The organism is Nocardia wallacei, assembly GCF_014466955.1.
GTDB classification, from domain to species: Bacteria; Actinomycetota; Actinomycetes; order Mycobacteriales; family Mycobacteriaceae; genus Nocardia; species Nocardia wallacei.
In genome coordinates this window covers 5225098-5241943 of record NZ_AP023396.1, presented here as the reverse complement: position 1 = coordinate 5241943, position 16846 = coordinate 5225098, and the positions used below count along the sequence as shown (strand labels likewise).

The 16846-nt window shown below is 68.7% G+C and carries 12 protein-coding genes; 7 read left to right on the top strand and 5 right to left on the bottom strand.

Annotation, left to right across the window (positions count from 1 at the left end; genetic code table 11):
• Positions 1-205: 205 nt before the first annotated feature.
• Positions 206-1390, top strand: coding sequence for a dephospho-CoA kinase (gene coaE / locus NWFMUON74_RS23005; protein ID WP_187683887.1), 1185 nt, complete (start codon positions 206-208; stop codon positions 1388-1390).
• Positions 1391-1393: 3 nt separating this feature from the next.
• Here coaE and NWFMUON74_RS23000 read toward each other — a convergent pair whose 3' ends face one another.
• Together NWFMUON74_RS23000 and NWFMUON74_RS22995 are read right to left on the bottom strand one after the other, a co-directional pair.
• Positions 1394-1918 (bottom strand): ribonuclease FAU-1 family protein, encoded by a 525-nt coding sequence (locus tag NWFMUON74_RS23000; RefSeq protein ID WP_187683886.1) that lies wholly within the window; start codon positions 1916-1918, stop codon positions 1394-1396.
• Between the two features lie 65 nt (positions 1919-1983).
• The gene (locus NWFMUON74_RS22995) at positions 1984-2550 is read right to left on the bottom strand and encodes a DUF402 domain-containing protein (protein WP_232110529.1); all 567 of its coding nucleotides are present in this window, start codon (positions 2548-2550) and stop codon (positions 1984-1986) included.
• Positions 2551-3340: 790 nt separating this feature from the next.
• Between NWFMUON74_RS22995 and uvrB the strand changes: the two genes are divergently transcribed.
• The gene (gene uvrB / locus NWFMUON74_RS22990) at positions 3341-5512 is read left to right on the top strand and encodes an excinuclease ABC subunit UvrB (protein ID WP_187683885.1); all 2172 of its coding nucleotides are present in this window, start codon (positions 3341-3343) and stop codon (positions 5510-5512) included.
• Between the two features lie 2 nt (positions 5513-5514).
• Here the strand turns inward: uvrB and NWFMUON74_RS22985 are convergent, their stop codons facing one another.
• Entirely contained in the window at positions 5515-5985 is a 471-nt protein-coding gene (locus tag NWFMUON74_RS22985; protein ID WP_187683884.1) for a VOC family protein, read from the bottom strand.
• A 65-nt stretch (positions 5986-6050) separates the two neighbouring features.
• Here NWFMUON74_RS22985 and NWFMUON74_RS22980 point away from each other — a divergent pair, with 65 nt between their 5' ends.
• The 3 genes from NWFMUON74_RS22980 to NWFMUON74_RS22970 all read left to right on the top strand — a co-directional run bounded on the left by NWFMUON74_RS22980 (position 6051) and on the right by NWFMUON74_RS22970 (position 8285).
• Positions 6051-6956, top strand: a complete 906-nt coding sequence (locus NWFMUON74_RS22980) for an AraC family transcriptional regulator (protein ID WP_197986899.1) — start codon at positions 6051-6053, stop codon at positions 6954-6956.
• Positions 6957-6989: 33 nt separating this feature from the next.
• A complete protein-coding gene (locus tag NWFMUON74_RS22975) occupies positions 6990-7406 on the top strand; it encodes a DoxX family protein (RefSeq protein WP_187683883.1) in 417 nt (138 codons plus the stop codon).
• A 426-nt stretch (positions 7407-7832) separates the two neighbouring features.
• On the top strand, positions 7833-8285 hold the full coding sequence (locus NWFMUON74_RS22970; protein ID WP_187683882.1) for a universal stress protein: 453 nt from the start codon (positions 7833-7835) through the stop codon (positions 8283-8285).
• Between the two features lie 72 nt (positions 8286-8357).
• Here the strand turns inward: NWFMUON74_RS22970 and NWFMUON74_RS22965 are convergent, their stop codons facing one another.
• Together NWFMUON74_RS22965 and NWFMUON74_RS22960 are read right to left on the bottom strand one after the other, a co-directional pair.
• Positions 8358-10661: a HelD family protein gene (locus tag NWFMUON74_RS22965; RefSeq protein WP_232110528.1), complete on the bottom strand. Its 2304-nt coding sequence runs from the start codon at positions 10659-10661 to the stop codon at positions 8358-8360.
• Positions 10662-10802: 141 nt separating this feature from the next.
• Positions 10803-12143: a diguanylate cyclase domain-containing protein gene (locus tag NWFMUON74_RS22960; protein ID WP_342212907.1), complete on the bottom strand. Its 1341-nt coding sequence runs from the start codon at positions 12141-12143 to the stop codon at positions 10803-10805.
• A gap of 211 nt (positions 12144-12354) precedes the next feature.
• On the opposite strand from NWFMUON74_RS22960, the gene NWFMUON74_RS22955 reads away from it, so the two are divergent.
• Positions 12355-13545 carry a beta-ketoacyl synthase N-terminal-like domain-containing protein gene (locus tag NWFMUON74_RS22955; RefSeq protein ID WP_232110527.1) on the top strand — a complete coding sequence of 397 codons (1191 nt, stop codon included), beginning with the start codon at positions 12355-12357 and terminating at the stop codon, positions 13543-13545.
• Positions 13546-13818: 273 nt separating this feature from the next.
• Positions 13819-16803: an excinuclease ABC subunit UvrA gene (uvrA, locus tag NWFMUON74_RS22950; RefSeq protein WP_187683881.1), complete on the top strand. Its 2985-nt coding sequence runs from the start codon at positions 13819-13821 to the stop codon at positions 16801-16803.
• Positions 16804-16846: the final 43 nt, after the last annotated feature.

Below are 16846 nucleotides of genomic sequence, written 5' to 3'. Positions count from 1 at the left end.
TTGCGCGACTTTAGTCCCGGCGTGTCGGAAAGTTGCCGACCGCAGGTCCGGAACCGATGGAAAAAGTTGCGAATTGATATCGCCGCCATCACGGATTGAGAAAACTGCCCGCGGCGAGGTGAGAGTTATTGCCGGCGTGGGTAATCCGACCGGATTGCCGGGGCCACCACATGCCGGGGCCGAGCCGGGATGCGAGACTGAGCGAATGTTGCGTATCGGTCTCACCGGAGGCATGGGAGCGGGCAAGTCGACGGCGGCGCGGCGATTGGTCGCGCTGGGCGCGGTGCTCATCGACAGCGACGCGATCGCGCGCGAGGTGGTGGCGCCCGGCACCGAGGGACTGGCGGCGCTGGTCGAGGCGTTCGGCCCGGGCATCCTGGCCGCGGACGGCAGCCTGGATCGCCCGGCGCTCGCGGCTCGCGCCTTCGCCGACGACGAGTCGCGCCGGACCCTCAACGGCATCACACATCCGCTGGTCGGTCGGCGCACCGCCGAGCTGATGGCCGCCGCGCCCGCGGACGCGATCGTGGTGCAGGACGTGCCGCTGCTGGTCGAGAACGGACTCGGCGCGGTGACGAATCTGGTGGTCGTGGTGATGGCCGAGATCGAGACCCGGGTGCGGCGGCTGGAGGAGTTCCGCGGCATCGCGCGCGCCGACGCCCTGGCCCGGATCAAGACCCAGGCCACCGACGAGCAGCGGCGCGCCGCCGCGGACGTGCTGCTGGACAACAACGCCGGCGCCGCCGAGCTGGAACGCCAGGTGGACGCGCTGTGGGAGGACCGGCTGGTGCCGTTCGAACGAAATCTGCGCACCCGGACCCGGGCGTCGCGCGGCGAGGTGCGGCTGGTCGGCCCCGATCCGACGTGGGAGGCGCAGGCGCAGCGGCTGATCGCGCGGCTGGCGGTCGTGTGCGGTGCCGCCGCCCGGCGCATCGACCACATCGGGTCGACGGCCGTGCCGGGACTGCCCGCGAAGGACGTGCTGGACATCCAGATCACCGTCGCCGATCTCGCGGCCGCGGACGGCCTGCGCGAGTCGCTGGAGGGCGCGGGTTTCCCGTGGATCGAGTACCTGACCGACGATCCCAAGCCCGGCACCGATCCCGCCGAGTGGGGTAAGCGCGTGCACGTCAACGCCGACCCCGGCCGTCCGGTGAATGTTCACCTGCGCGTCGACGGTTGGCCGAACCAGCGGTGGGCCTTGGCTTTCCGGGACTGGCTGCGGTCGGACGCGGCGGCGCGGGAGGAGTACCTGGCGGTCAAGCGGAAGGCCGAGGCGGCCGCGGCGGGCCGTACCGGCGAGCCGGCGATCCAGGCCTACCTCGATGTGAAGACGCCGTGGTTCGACGAGGTCTACCCGCGGGTGCTCGCCGCGCGGCCGGGGGAGTGACCGCTACAACCAGGTGAGCCGGATGTCCAGCGCGCGCAACCAGCGGTCGAAATCGTAGCCGTGCCCGGCGATCCCGTCGATGGCGACGGTGGCGGTCTCGACGGCGCGCTGTGCGGTGGACAGGTCCAGGTATCCGGCGGCGTGCGCGGCGAGCAGCTCGTCGACATCGAGCAGTCGCGCCTCGCGGCCCGTGCGGACCACGATGTCGAGGTAGTGGTCGACCGATTTCCAGGCGCCGGTGTCGGTTTCGCCGAACTCGCCGATGTCCAGGTAGTAGTCCTGGTCGCGGACGTATCCGGGATTGAAGTGGAAAATCGTGGCGCGCAACGAGAGCCGGGGCAGCAGCCACGACTCCAGGTAGTGGAACTCCGGATGATCGGCGGTCCGGGCCATGTACAGGCCCCACGGCTCGAGGCGATATCGTTCGACCGGCCGCACGAACCCCTTCGGGTCGGTGTTGGTCGATGCGGCCAGGTCGAAATACTCCACCTTGGGCCGGTGCAGATCCACAACTGGTGCCTGGGACACAGCCCGAATTTACCGCTCGATCGCTCGCGCCGCGCGGGGACCGCGTGATCCGGCCCACCGGCGACTCACAGCCAGGTCAGTGTGATGCCGCGAGAGGCCAGCCAGAGCCCGAAGTTGTGGTTGTGCGAGGCGATGCCGTCGACCACCGCGGTGGCGTGCTCGAAGGCGTGCTGCGCGGTAGCCGCATCGATGTATCCGGCGGCGTGGGCGGCGAACAGCTCGTCGACGCCGCGCAGTTCGCAGATCCGGCCGTGCCGCGACTCGATGTCGAGATAGTGATAGATCGCCCGCCACCGCTTCGGTTCGATCCGGGTGAACTCGCCGATGTGGATGTGGTAGAGCGGGTTGCGGTCGTGGGCCGCGTTCACGTGGTTCATGCTCACCCGCAGCGACAATTGTGGTAGCAGCCACGTCTCGGTGTAGCGGTCCGGCGGGGTGTCGGCGGCGCGCACCAGATACAGGCCCCACGGCTCCGCGTGGTAGTGCTCGACACTGTGGACGAAGCCGCGGGCGTCGGTCTTGGTGAGGTCTGCCAGGTCGAAATACTCGGTGTGCGGACGATGCGGTGGTCTCGCCGGGGCGGGAATCGCGTCGGAGTCGGATCCGGAAATGCTGCGGCGTTTGAACTGCATGGGGGCAACTCCGTTGAGCGCGGTGGAGCGCCGGTCTCGGAGGTGGTCCGCGACGGTGTTGCTCGCGGGCATTGCGACGCGTGAGGAGCGGAAACCGGCCATGACACTGCCCTTCTCGACTGTCGGACCGGATCAGAGTACACCCGGGCAACCCCGCGCGGAGGGTCGTGAGCAGACCGGAATTGTCCTGTCACGGTTTCGCCATCATCGATGAGCTGCCTTGCGGCACCGGACATTTCGGACATCCGAGGGCGGGATCGGTGTGCTGCGCGGAAGTTGCCCGGGTAGCGTCCCCGGCGCACAGCAAACGTCCGGACTCGGTGCGGTTTCGGGTGGTCTCATCGGTGCCGGAAGTTTTGCGCACCAGGATGACTCAGGGACAGATCGGCGAATAGTATTGTGCCGTAAAGCCTTCCGCTCGAGTTCAGGCGGTCGTCGAGATGTGCTCCGCCCCACCGTATTCCGCGCTGTTCCGGGGAGCGGCGGTTCGTCGGTCCGTCGTCCCGCGGCACGGGTACCGGTGGGTGGGACCAGGGTTGCGACCGCGTCCGGCACGAGGCGGCGGCGTTCGGGTGGGGCACCGAGGGCGCGATGCCTTCGGCGGGCTGGTGCCATGTTCGCGACCGTCAGCCCGCGCAGCTCCCGACGGGCACCGGCGACAGCGAACTGGGCACGCGATCGTGGGCCGGCAGCGACCGACCGACCGCGGTCACCTTCCGGCCCCGGCCCTGCCAGGGGGAGCCGACCGGCACGGTGTTTGTTGTCGGTGCCTCGTCCTAGTCTGGTAACCATGGCTTTCGCAACCGAGGTCCCCGCCGAGGGCAATACACCGCTGGCGCATTCGGAGTTCCGGCCCATCGGTGAGATCGAGCGGGCCGACGGCCGGTTCCAGGTGGTCAGCGACTACCAGCCGGCGGGCGACCAGCCCGCGGCGATCGCCGAGCTGGAACGCCGGCTGGAGTCGGGGGAGCGCGACGTGGTTCTGCTCGGCGCCACCGGCACCGGCAAGTCCGCCACCGCGGCCTGGCTGATCGAGCGCCTGCAGCGCCCCACGCTGCTCATGGCGCCGAACAAGACGCTCGCCGCGCAGCTGGCCAACGAGCTGCGCGAGATGCTGCCGAACAACGCCGTCGAGTACTTCGTCTCGTACTACGACTACTACCAACCCGAGGCGTACATCGCCCAGACCGACACCTACATCGAGAAGGACAGCTCGATCAACGACGACGTCGAGCGCCTGCGGCACTCGGCCACCCAGAACCTGCTGTCCCGGCGCGACGTCGTGGTCGTGGCGTCGGTGTCGTGCATCTACGGCCTGGGCACGCCACAGTCCTATCTGGACCGATCCGTCCAGCTCGAGGTCGGCGGCGAGGTCGACCGGGACCGCCTGCTGCGGCTGCTGGTCGATGTCCAGTACACCCGCAACGACATGGCGTTCACCCGCGGCTCGTTCCGGGTCCGCGGCGACACGGTCGAGATCATCCCCTCCTACGAGGAACTCGCGGTGCGCATCGAGTTCTTCGGCGACGAGATCGAGGCCCTCTACTACCTGCACCCGCTGACCGGCGACGTGGTCCGCCGGGTCGACCGGGTGCGCATCTTCCCGGCCACGCACTATGTCGCGGGCCCGGAGCGGATGGAACGCGCCGTACGCGATATCGAGCAGGAGCTCGAGGAGCGCCTCGCCGACCTGGAACGGCAGGGCAAACTCCTCGAGGCGCAGCGCCTGCGCATGCGCACCCAGTACGACCTGGAGATGATCCGGCAGGTCGGGTTCTGCTCCGGCATCGAGAACTACTCGCGCCACATCGACGGCCGACCGGCCGGTTCGGCCCCTGCCACCCTGCTCGACTACTTCCCCGACGATTTCCTGCTGATCATCGACGAGTCCCACGTGACCGTCCCGCAGATCGGCGGCATGTACGAGGGCGACATGTCGCGCAAGCGCAATCTGGTCGAGTACGGTTTCCGGCTGCCCTCGGCGGTCGACAACCGCCCGCTGACGTGGGAGGAATTCGCCGACCGCATCGGCCAGACCGTCTACATGTCCGCGACGCCGGGCCCCTACGAACTGGGCCAGACCGGCGGCGAGTTCGTCGAACAGGTCATCCGCCCGACCGGCCTGGTCGACCCGCAGGTCGTGGTCAAGCCCACCAAGGGCCAGATCGACGACCTGCTCGGCGAGATCCGGCAGCGCACCGAGCGAGACGAACGCGTCCTGGTCACCACGCTGACCAAGAAGATGGCCGAAGACCTGACCGACTACCTGCTCGGCCTCGGCGTCCGGGTCCGCTACCTGCACTCCGAGATCGACACCCTGCGCCGCGTCGAGCTGCTGCGGCAGCTGCGGCTCGGCGAGTACGACGTGCTGGTCGGCATCAACCTGCTGCGCGAGGGCTTGGACCTGCCCGAGGTATCACTGGTGGCCATCCTCGACGCCGACAAGGAAGGCTTCCTGCGCAGCTCCACCAGCCTCATCCAGACCATCGGTCGCGCGGCGCGCAATGTCTCCGGTGAGGTGCACATGTACGCCGACCAGATCACCGACTCCATGCGGCAGGCCATCGACGAGACCGAGCGCCGCCGCGCCAAGCAGATCGCCTACAACGAGGCGAACGGCATCGAGCCGACGGCACTGCGCAAGAAGATCGCCGACATCCTCGATCAGGTCTATCGCGAGGCCGACGAGACAGAGGTCGAGGTCGGCGGGTCCGGCCGCAACGCCAGCCGCGGCCGGCGCGCCCAGGGCGAACCCGGGCGGGCCGTCAGCGCGGGCGTCTACGAGGGCCGCGACATCGCGAACATGCCGCGCGCCGAACTCGCCGACCTGGTCAAGGAGCTGACCGCTCAGATGATGAACGCGGCCCGCGAGCTGCAGTTCGAGCTGGCCGGCCGGCTCCGCGACGAGATCGCCGATCTGAAGAAGGAACTACGGGGCATGGACGCCGCCGGGCTGAAATGAGTTCAGTTCTGGGTCGCCAGCCACTCGTTCACGCGGCGCTCGGCCTCCGCGCGCGAGACGTCCTCCACGCGGGTCATGCACACCCAGCGGTGCCCGAACGGGTCGATGACGGCACCGTAGCGGTCGCCGGTGACGAAGGTCTGCGGGTCGTCGACGCTGCGAGCGCCGTGCTCGCGGGCCCGCTTCGCCACCAGATCGACATCGTCGCAGTAGTGCACGATGCTGGTGTGCACCCATTCGCCGTTCGGGGGCCGCAGGCCGTGCTCCGGCACCGGCATGCCGACCTGGATCGTCGAGTCGCCGATCTTCAACTCGGCGTGCGCGGGCTGCCCGTCGGGCAGGTCGTTGCGGCTGATCACCTCGGCGCCGAAGACGGCGGAGTAGAAGTCGAGGGCCTTGTTGCCGTCCGGGACGGCCAGGAAGCAGGTGATGGAGTGGTAGCCCTCGGGAATCGGGTTCACGGTGTTCGTCATGACCACTACCTTCGCCGCTCGCGCGCCACGGATCTTGTAAGAACGCGACAGCACGGAGCGTGGTCGTGACGGGCACGTCGGAGCGCCCGGAAACCCTTGTGCCGCAAGCTGTCCCGGTGCCGCCGCCGGAGGTAACCAAGGGTATCCTGCACCCGCGCGAGCAGGAGCGGCACCGCAGCCTGGTGCGGCTGCCGGCCGGGCCGCGCACGGCCACCTTCACCGAGTGGTACTGGTCGGTGCGGTGGGATCTGCGCGGCCGCGCGCCCTATGTGGCCGAGGTCCTGCCGTACCCGTGTGTCAACGTCACCTTCGAGCGCAGCCACAGCCGTTCCGGTGGCTGGGTCAACGGTGTCTGCACCACCAAGTTCACCCGCGAACTCGCCGGTGCGGGAGAGACATTCGGGCTGAAGTTCCGCGTCGGCGGCTTCGGCGCCTGCACCGGCGTCGATGTCGGCGCGCTGCGCGACACCGCGGTGGAACTCACCGAGGTACTGCCGGAGGCCGCCGGTCTCACCGAGCGCGTGCTGTCCGCACCGACCGACGAGCAGCGCCGCGACCTGGTCGAGGACTTCTTCGCCGGAACCGTGCGCCACGCCGGGGACGACGCGGCCTACCGTCAGGTGCTGCGCATCGTCGCCGAGATGGAGGCCGACCGCGACCTGACCAGGGTCGAGCAGGTGACCGAGCGCTTCGACGTGCCGATTCGCACGCTGCAGCGATTGTTCCGCCGATATGTGGGCGCCGGCCCCAAATGGGTACTACGCCGCTACCGCCTGCAGGACGGAGCACAGCTGCTGGCCGAGGGCCGCACCGCCGACCTGGCGTCGCTCGCCTTGGACCTCGGGTACTTCGACCAGCCGCATTTCTGCCGCGAGTTCGCCAAGGAGGTCGGGATGGCGCCGCTGGAATACGCCCGCACCGCGCTGGTGCCGCAGTCGGCGCCGGGAATACCCGGTGGCCAAAGTAGTTGAATGCTGTATTACCGACGACCGAAGGAGTTGGCAATGAGCGTTCTGATACTGATCGGACGGATCCTCTTCGTCGTATTGTTCCTGGCATCCGCGGTCGGGCATATCACCCAGGCCGAGGGCATGGCCGGGTACGCCCAGAGCAAGGGCGTCCCGGCGGCCAAGCTCGCGGTGCTCGCCTCGGGCGTCGTGCAGCTGATCGGCGGGCTGAGCATCCTGCTCGGGATCTGGGCCGACCTGGGCGCGCTGCTGCTGTTGATCTTCCTGGTGCCGACCGCGGTGCTGATGCATCCGTTCTGGAAGGAAACCGATCCGCAGGCCAAGCAGACCGAGATGATCCAATTCAACAAGGATCTGGCGCTCGCCGGTGCGGCGTTGATGTTGTTCGCCTTCTTCGCACACGTATCGGATCTCGGATTGACGATCACCGGCCCGCTTTTCCATCTCGGCTGACCCGCCGCACCGCTATTCGCGGCAATAGTCGGATTACCCGGCGAACGACCAGCGTGGGCTCCGGCCGCGCAATTGTGAATCCTCACCAACCGTTCCCGACCTGCTCCGGGCCGGGAACGGCGGTCCGGGGTGGGTGCGGCGAATACGCCGTTGTGACGAAAATCCCAGGGGCACAAGACCGTTCGGTCCGTGTCGAGGATCATGCCGCTTCGTTCCGATACCGGAATCGCTGCTGGTCGTGCGGGCCTTTTCCCGCGGCCGCCGCGCGAATGTGCGCCGGGCGTTACTCGGCGCGCGAGTGTGATGTGTTGCGATTTCGGATAATTCCGGCCTGACACCGGTTATTGTCTAGCGCAGTTGCCGCGCGGCGCCCGCCCTCCGGGCGAAACGCGTCGGCATCCGACCCGTTGCACGTTTGGAGGAGAGATGACCGCCTACCGGTCCATTGTCGTCGGTACCGATGGCTCGGACTCGTCGTATGTCGCCGTCGAGAAGGCCGCCGCGCTGGCCGGCGACGCGGGCGCCACCCTGTACGTCGCCTGCGCGTACTACCCGACCGACGACCGCGACGTCGCCGCCGCGGCCGACGTGCTCAAGGACGAGGCCTACCAGGTGCGCGGCTCCGCGCCCACCAACGAGATCCTGCGCGTCGCACGCGACCGGGCCACCGCGGCCGGCGCCGCCAACATCATCGAGAAGGCCATCGTCGGCGAGCCCGTGGAGGGCCTGCTGACCCTGGTGAAGGAGGTGGAGGCCGACCTGCTGGTGGTCGGCAACCGCGGCCTCAACACCCTGACCGGGCGGCTGCTCGGCTCCGTGCCCTCCGATGTCGCCCGCAAGTCCCGCACCGACGTGCTCATCGTGCACACCGTGCGCTGAGCCTGCCCGACCCCCTTCTGCCCGAACCACCCTTGTGCCGCCCCACCCGTCGGTGGGGCGGCACAAGCGTTCTCAGGCCAGGCGGCGCAGCACGTCCGGGAGGTCCGCGGTGTGCACGACCGACAGGCGCTGGGTCGCGCGGGTGAGCGCGACATAGAGGTCGTTGAGCCCGCGCGGGGACTCGTCCAGCACGGACTGCGGCTCGACCAGGATCACCGCGTCGAACTCCAGTCCCTTCGCTTCCGACACGGTCAGCACGCGCACCGCATCGCTCGCCAGGTGGGAATGGTCGGCGACGCGATCGTGCGGGGTGAGCACCGCGGTGATGCCGGGACGCTCGGCCTCCGCGGCGACCAGCGCGGCGACCCGGCCCACCGCGTCGCCCGCGTCCACTCGGAAAGCTTGTGGCGGACAACCGGATTCGCGCACCGAGCGCGGTACGGCGGCATCGGGATCGATCGCGGCCAGCACGTCGGCGGCGACCGCCATGATCTCGGCGGGGGTGCGATAGTTGACGGTCAGCTCGGTCAGCTTCCACCGCTTGGCCACATACGGCTCCAGCATCCGCTGCCACGACGAGGCGCCCGCGGGATCGCCGGTCTGCGCGACATCGCCGACGACGGTGACCCAGCGATTCGGGATGCGCCGCATCACCATCCGCCACGCCATCTCCGACAACTCCTGCGCCTCGTCGACGATCACGTGCCCGTAGGTCCAGGTGCGGTCGCCCGCGGCGCGTTCGGCCGTGGTCTGCCGGGTGCCGACGTGCTGGCGCTCGGCGAGCTGGCTCGCATCGATGAGGTCGTAGGCCATCAGGATTTCCGGGTCCATCTCGTCTTCGAGATCCTGTGGCGCCGAACCGGTCAGGATGTCGAGGGCGTCCTGGGCCTCCGCGAGCTGGGCGCGCCAGCGGCGGCGAGCACGCTCACGTTCCTCGGCGTCGTCGACGCCCAGCAGTTCGGCCAGCTCGTCCAGCAGCGGAGCGTCGGCGGCGCTGAAGCGGCCGTCGTCGGGCCGGTACAGCTCCTTGCGGTCCTCCGGCGACAGGTCCGCGGCGGCACGGGCCAGCCGGTCCGGGTCGGCCCACAGACCGGCCAGCACCTCCTGCGGCGACAGGATCGGCCACAGCTTGGCGATCTCGCGCTGGATCTCGGCGTCGGCGCGCATCTCGTCGCGGATCTCGGTGAGATCGGCCTGGCTCAACAGATTCCGGCCCCCGGTCAGATCCTGGCCGAGCACCTGGGCGAGCTGATCGGTGAGCGCGTCCACCACCGACGCCGCGAAGATGGGCCGGGCCAGGTTGTGCGGCCGCCGCGAGGAACGGGCGCGGCCGCGGGCCTTGGTGACGATCTTGCGGTCGAGGGTGAGGTCGTAGCCGTCGAAACTCAGCCGGACAGGTTCGCGCGGGACCTGCTGCCAGTCCCGGACACCCTTCTTGAGCACCTCGAGCATCTCGAGCGAACCCTTCAGCTCACCGGCGCGCAGCGAATCGGGAAGGGCCGCGCGCACTCCCGGGTACAGGTCGCCGATCGTGGACAGCAGCACCCCGGTCTCGCCCAGCGACGGCAGCACCTGGCCGATGTAGTCGAGAAAGGTGGTGTTCGGCCCGATGATCAGCACACCGGCCTTGTCCAGCTGCTGGCGGTAGGTGTAGAGCAGGTAGGCCGCGCGGTGCAGCGCCACGGCCGTCTTGCCGGTGCCCGGCCCGCCCTGCACCACCAGCACGCTCTTGTGCTCGGAGCGGATGATGGCGTCCTGCTCGCTCTGGATGGTCTCGACGATGTCGCTCATGTGCCCGGTACGGGCGGCGTTGAGCGCGGCCAGCAGCGCGCTCTCGCTGCCGACGCCGGTCTCGTCGGATTCGACCGCCCCGGCCTGGCGGGCGGTCTCGAGATCCAGGAACTCGTCGGTGACCGCGGTGACCGTGCGGTTGCGCGAGCGGATGTGGCGGCGGCGCGTCACGCCGTCGGGCTGGGCCGTGGTCGCCAGATAGAACGGGCGGGCCAGCGGTGCGCGCCAATCCAGCAGCAGGGTGGCGTAGTCGTCGTCCTCGTCCAGGATGCCGAGGCGGCCGATGTAGCGCTGCTCGCCGCCCTCGCCGTCGGTCTGCGCCAGATCGATCCGGCCGAAACACAGGCCGTGCTCGGCGGCGTCGTACTTGGCCAGGTCCTCGCTGTAGAGCTGGGTGAACGATTCGCGTTCGCTGCGGGCCTGCGGAGTGCCCCCCGACTCCAGCAACACCGTTTTCAGGCGGCGCTGGGCGTATTCGCGCATCGCGTCCAGGCGCTGGTAGAGCCGGGTGAGATGCTGCTGTTCGCGGTCGAGTTCGGCTGCGCGGTCGGTTGCCGGGCGATCCTCGGTGAGGCGGTCGGGCAAGACGTCAACTCCTTGTCACCACGGTCGGCCGCGTTGTGGCCGCGCAAAGGAAAACAGAGTTGTCGAGTCTAGTTCGGGTTCGGCGCGCGCGCCGTAATCGCAGGTGAGGCGTTCGGCACGGGACTCGTTCGCGCCGGTGTCTCAGGAGGCGTGCGTGTTGTTCGGGCGCCGCCCGATCGCGTTGTTCTCCCGTCCGGTGGCCGGCTTGGCTCGATACATCGCCAGATCCGCGTCGTGGAGAACGGCTTCGGGGGTGCGGGTGTCGCCGGGATGCAGCGGCGCCACGCCGATGGAGGCGTCGACGTGGATGCGGTGCCCGCGCGCGATGATCGGCTCGGCCATGCTCTGGCGCAGCCGCGCCACCAGCGCCTCCAGATCGTCGGGCAGGGTGTTGCCGGACAGCAGCACCAGGAACTCGTCGCCGCCCAGCCGCCCCACCACGTCGTCGTGCCGCAGGCTGCGCTGCAGGCGCTGCGCCACGATCTGTAAGACGGTATCGCCGATGGCGTGGCCGAGGGTGTCGTTGATGTTCTTGAAACCGTCGAGATCGATGAACAGCACGGTGGCCACCGGCAGATCCTCGCTGGTGCCCAGTGCCGCCGCCAGCCGCGACAGCACCAGCGACCGATTGGCCAGCCCGGTCAGCGGGTCGTGCGTGGCCTGGTACTCCAATTGCCTGCGGCTGGCCCGGAATTCGGTGACATCGTTGAACGACGACACCGCGGGCGAATCCGGGTCGGCGGGATTGAGCAGCCGGCTCGACCCCGACAGCCAGCGGCGCTGCCCGTCCGGGCGATCCACCCCGAACACGTAGCGCGTGATGGTCTCGCCGGTGGCCAGCGTGCGCGCGACCGGATGGCGGATCGGCGGCAGCGGCTGGGCGTTGGCGTCCAGCAGCGCCAGCGGCAGCGCGTCGATCCGCGTGCCCACCAGATCGTCGCCGTCGTGCCCGAAGATCCGTTTGGCGGCGGGATTGATCGACTCGATGCGCCCGTCGCGATCGATCACCACCACGCCCTCCTCCAATTGGGAGACGACGGTGGTGAAGTGTTGTTCGGCGCGGCGCTGGGCCGCCTCGGCGCGGCGCTGGGCGGTCAGGTCGTGGATGACGACCTGATACGCGAGATGGTCGTGCCAAGCCGTCAGCACCGATACGGTCTCCACGTCGACCGGTCGCCCGTCGCAGCGGATCAGGGTCATCTCCGCCGGATCGGAGGCATCGCCGGTGGCCTCCAGCCGACCGATGCGCTCGAGCATTCCGGGGATCGATCGAGGGTCGACGAAGCGCGTGACCGGCTGTCCGACAACCTGATCGGTATCCTCGGCTTCAAGTAGCCGCACTATTGCTGGATTGGCAAATACGATGATGCCGCGCTCGTGCACCACCACCCCGTCCGGACTGTGCTCGACCAGGGTCCGGTACCGCTGGGCAAGTTGTTCGGCATCGACGGGATCGTCCCGGTCGCCACCCACCTCAACCACACGTACCCCCTGATCATCGAAGACTTGCGTCAATGGCACACGGGATCATTCTGTTGTCCGGCGTGTAGCAGATCACAGCGGAGACGATATTGGATCTGTCACAGTCCGGGCACTTCGTCGGGCGCTGATTGGCGATCATTACAGCTACCGGTTTGCTCAGTGATGGCGGACTATTCGCTATCGGGTCCGGGACCGGTGAAGGAGCGATGCGATGCCAAGCACCACCACTCCGCAGCCCGCGGAACAACATCAAGATCATATGACGATCGCCGGCATCGGTGTCGTCAGTGGTTACGGCTGGGGACGCGAGACACTCTGGCAGGGTCTGCTGAGCGGAAAACCCGCGGCCCGGCTGCATCCAGGGTACGGCCCCAACCGCGACGAGCGCGCGTGGGTTGCCCTACTACCCGACGGCGGCGACCCCGCCGTCAGCCCCAGCCGCTACGCGCGGGCCATGCACGAGTCGGCACGAGAGGCGATCGCCGACGCGACGGAGCGGGGATGGCGCCGCGGCCGCACCGTGGGTTTGCTGCACGCGATCGTGCTGGGCGATGTCTACGACTGGCACGATTTCTATGTCGTCGACGACGGCCACCGGCGGTCCCGCGACTATCTGCGATTATTACCCTCGACCCCGATCTCGGTACTGATGCAGGAGTACGGCTTCCACGGTCCGTCGATGAACGTGTCGGCGGCGTGCAGTTCGGCCAACGTTGCGCTGATCACCGCGAAGCTGTGGCTGGACCAGGGCTTCGCGGACGATGTCGTCTGCGTGACCACCGACCTGTCGGGCAGTCCCGACATGGTCGAACATTTCGTGCGGATGGGCGCCGCGGTGGCCGACGCCGCCCCGCTGGACGCGTGCCGGCCGTTCCAGGAGGGCAGCCGCGGGTTCAGCTTCGGCGAGGCGTCGGTGGCCTTCGTGCTGACACGGTCGGCGCGGCGGCCGTACGCGACCGTGCTCGGCGGCGCCATGACCAACGACGCGTACCACGTCGTGTCGGTCGAGCCGAGCCTGACGCAGATCTTCGAATGCACCCGTCGCGCATTGGATTTCGCGGGCGTCGATCCCGCCGACGTGACCTATTACAACGCCCACGGGCCCGGCACCCGGCAGTGTGACATCGCCGAGACCACGCTGCTGCGCGACGTGTTCGACGACGTTCCCCGGGTGTACTCGATCAAACCGCTGACCGGGCACTGCATGGGCGCCTCGGCCGGGGTGGAGCTGGCCGCCGCGGCGCTGGGCTACGAGCGCGGCGTCGTCCCGGCCCCGCCGATCGTCGCCGCTCCGCATCCGCGACTGCTCGACGGCCCGACGCCCTTCGAGGGCGGGCTCACGGTCAAGACGGCGCTCGGCATGGGCGGGCACAACTCGGTCCTGGTGCTCGGACCGGTCTGATCGGCACGGCATCGGCCGGGTGCTGTCCGGCGTCTCACACCGGCCGCCCGGCGGTGGGCACGTAGTCTGGACAGGTGCGGTGCCCCGCCGGGCGCCCGGGGTCTCGCGAGCCGCCGCCGATCGTCGCCGCGGCCCCCGCTCTCGTCGGTGACCGCCGAAATCCCTGGTCGGCGTCGCGTTGCCCGCTCGGCGAGCGAACTTGTCGGTGGGTGTGCCTAGCATGACGGCGGGGGTACTTCTGGACGCCGAAACACGATGGAGAAGGGACGGCCTGTGGCGGATCGCCTGACGGTGCGCGGAGCGCGGGAGCACAACCTCAAGGGAGTGGACCTCGACCTGCCCCGCGACAGTCTCATCGTCTTCACCGGGCTGTCCGGGTCCGGCAAGTCGAGCCTCGCCTTCGACACCATCTTCGCCGAGGGGCAGCGCCGCTACGTGGAGTCGCTGTCGGCCTACGCGCGCCAGTTCCTCGGCCAGATGGACAAGCCGGATGTCGACTTCATCGAGGGCCTCTCGCCCGCGGTGTCGATCGACCAGAAGTCCACCAACCGCAACCCCCGCTCCACGGTCGGCACCATCACCGAGGTCTACGACTACCTCCGCCTGCTGTACGCGCGCGCCGGCACCCCGCACTGCCCGGTCTGCGGCGAGCTGATCGCCAAGCAGACCCCGCAGCAGATCGTCGACCAGGTGCTGGAGATGCCGGAGGGCACGCGCTTCCAGGTGCTGGCGCCGGTGGTCCGCACCCGCAAGGGCGAATTCGTCGACCTGTTCGATCAATTGAAGACACAGGGCTATTCGCGCGTGCGAGTGGACGGCGTGGTGCATTCGCTGACCGAGCCGCCGAAGCTGAAGAAGCAGGAGAAGCACGACATCGAGGTCGTGATCGACCGCCTCACCGCCAAGCCGAGCGCCAAACAGCGCCTCACCGATTCCATCGAGACCGCGCTGCGACTGGCCGACGGCATCGTGGTGCTGGACTTCGTCGACCGCGACGAGCACGCCCACGACCGCGAGCGCCGCTTCTCCGAGAAACTGGCCTGTCCCAACGGCCATCCGCTCGACATCGAAGATCTCGAGCCGCGCTCGTTCTCGTTCAACTCGCCCTACGGCGCCTGCCCCGACTGCACCGGCCTGGGCATCCGCAAGGAGGTCGACCCCGATCTGGTAGTGCCCGATCCCGACCTGAGCCTGGCCGCGGGCGCGATCGCCCCGTGGTCGCGCGGGCAGACGGCCGAGTACTTCACCCGGCTGCTGTCCGGCCTGGCCGAGTCCATCGGCTTCTCCATGGACACGCCGTGGAACCGCTTGCCCGCCAAGGCCCGCAAGGCGGTGCTGGAGGGCAGCACCGATCAGGTGCACGTGTCCTACACCAACCGCTACGGCCGCAAGCGCTCCTACTACGCCGATTTCGAGGGCGTGATGCCGTTCCTGCAGCGGCGCATGGACAACACCGAGTCCGAGCAGATGAAGGAGCACTACGAGGGTTACATGCGCGACATCCCGTGTCCCGTGTGCCGGGGTGCGCGGCTGCGCCCGGAAATCCTCGCGGTCACCCTGAATTCCGGTGCGGGGCGCCGTTCCATCGCCGAGGTGTGCGACTTCTCGATTCGCGACTGCTCCAAGTTCCTGAACTCGCTCGAGCTGGGGGAGCGGGAGGCGGCCATCGCCGGGCAGGTCCTCAAGGAGATCCAGGCGCGGCTGGGCTTCCTGCTCGATGTCGGCCTGGAATACCTGACGCTCTCGCGCGCGGCGGCCACGCTGTCCGGCGGTGAGGCGCAGCGCATCCGGCTGGCCACCCAGATCGGCTCGGGCCTGGTGGGCGTGCTGTACGTGCTGGACGAGCCCTCGATCGGGCTGCACCAGCGCGACAACCGGCGGCTCATCGAAACCCTCTCGCGCCTGCGCGATCTCGGCAACACGCTGATCGTGGTCGAGCACGACGAGGACACCATTCACGCCTCCGACTGGGTGGTCGACATCGGCCCGATGGCCGGCGAGCACGGCGGCCAGGTGGTGTACAGCGGTCCGTACCCGGGCCTGCTCGCCGACCGCAACTCGCTGACGGGCGCGTACCTCGCGGGGCGCGAGCGCATCGAGGTGCCGATGGTGCGGCGGCCGGTGAACAAGAAGAAGCAGCTCACCGTCGTCGGCGCCAACGAGCACAATCTGCGCGGCATCGATGTGGACTTCCCGCTGGGCGTGCTGACGGCCGTCACCGGTGTATCGGGTTCGGGCAAATCCACCCTGGTGAACGACATCCTGGCGACGGTGCTGGCGAACAAGCTCAACGGCGCGCGGCAGGTACCGGGCCGCCACACCCGGATCAACGGCCTGGACCATCTGGACAAGCTGGTTCAGGTGGACCAGTCGCCGATCGGCCGCACCCCACGCTCCAACCCCGCCACCTACACCGGCGTGTTCGACAAGATCCGCACCCTGTTCGCCGCGACCACCGAGGCGAAGGTGCGCGGCTATCAGCCCGGCCGGTTCTCGTTCAACGTCAAAGGCGGCCGCTGCGAGGCATGTTCGGGCGACGGCACTTTGAAGATCGAGATGAACTTCCTGCCCGACGTCTACGTCCCGTGCGAGGTGTGCCACGGCGCCCGCTACAACCGGGAGACTCTCGAGGTGCACTACAAGGGCAAGACCATCGCCGAGGTGCTGGACATGCCCATCGAGGAGGCGGCCGAATTCTTCGAGCCGGTCACCTCGATCCACCGCTATCTCAAGACCTTGGTCGATGTCGGTCTCGGGTATGTCCGGCTGGGGCAGAGCGCACCGACGCTGTCCGGCGGCGAGGCGCAGCGCGTGAAGCTGTCCGCCGAGCTGCAGAAGCGTTCCACCGGCCGCACCGTCTACATCCTGGACGAGCCGACCACCGGCCTGCACTTCGAGGACATCCGCAAACTGCTGGGCGTCATCAACGGCCTGGTGGACAAGGGCAACACGGTCATCGTCATCGAACACAACCTGGATGTCGTCAAGACCGCCGACTGGGTGATCGACATGGGCCCCGAGGGCGGCTCCGGCGGCGGCACCGTCATCGCCCAGGGCACCCCGGAAGACATTGCGGCAGTACCGGAAAGCTACACCGGCCAGTTCCTCCGCACCGTCCTCTCACCCGCCCCCGAAGAGCCCGCCCCCGCGAAGACCACCAAAAAGGCCCCCGCCAAGAAGCCCGCCACACGCAAACCAGCCGAAGCCGACCCCAAACGCGCCGCAGCCGCCCGCCGCAAGGCAGCAGCCCTCCGCTGACCTGCCCGCAGCCGCGCGCCGATCGGCCGTGGGGGAGTGCGGG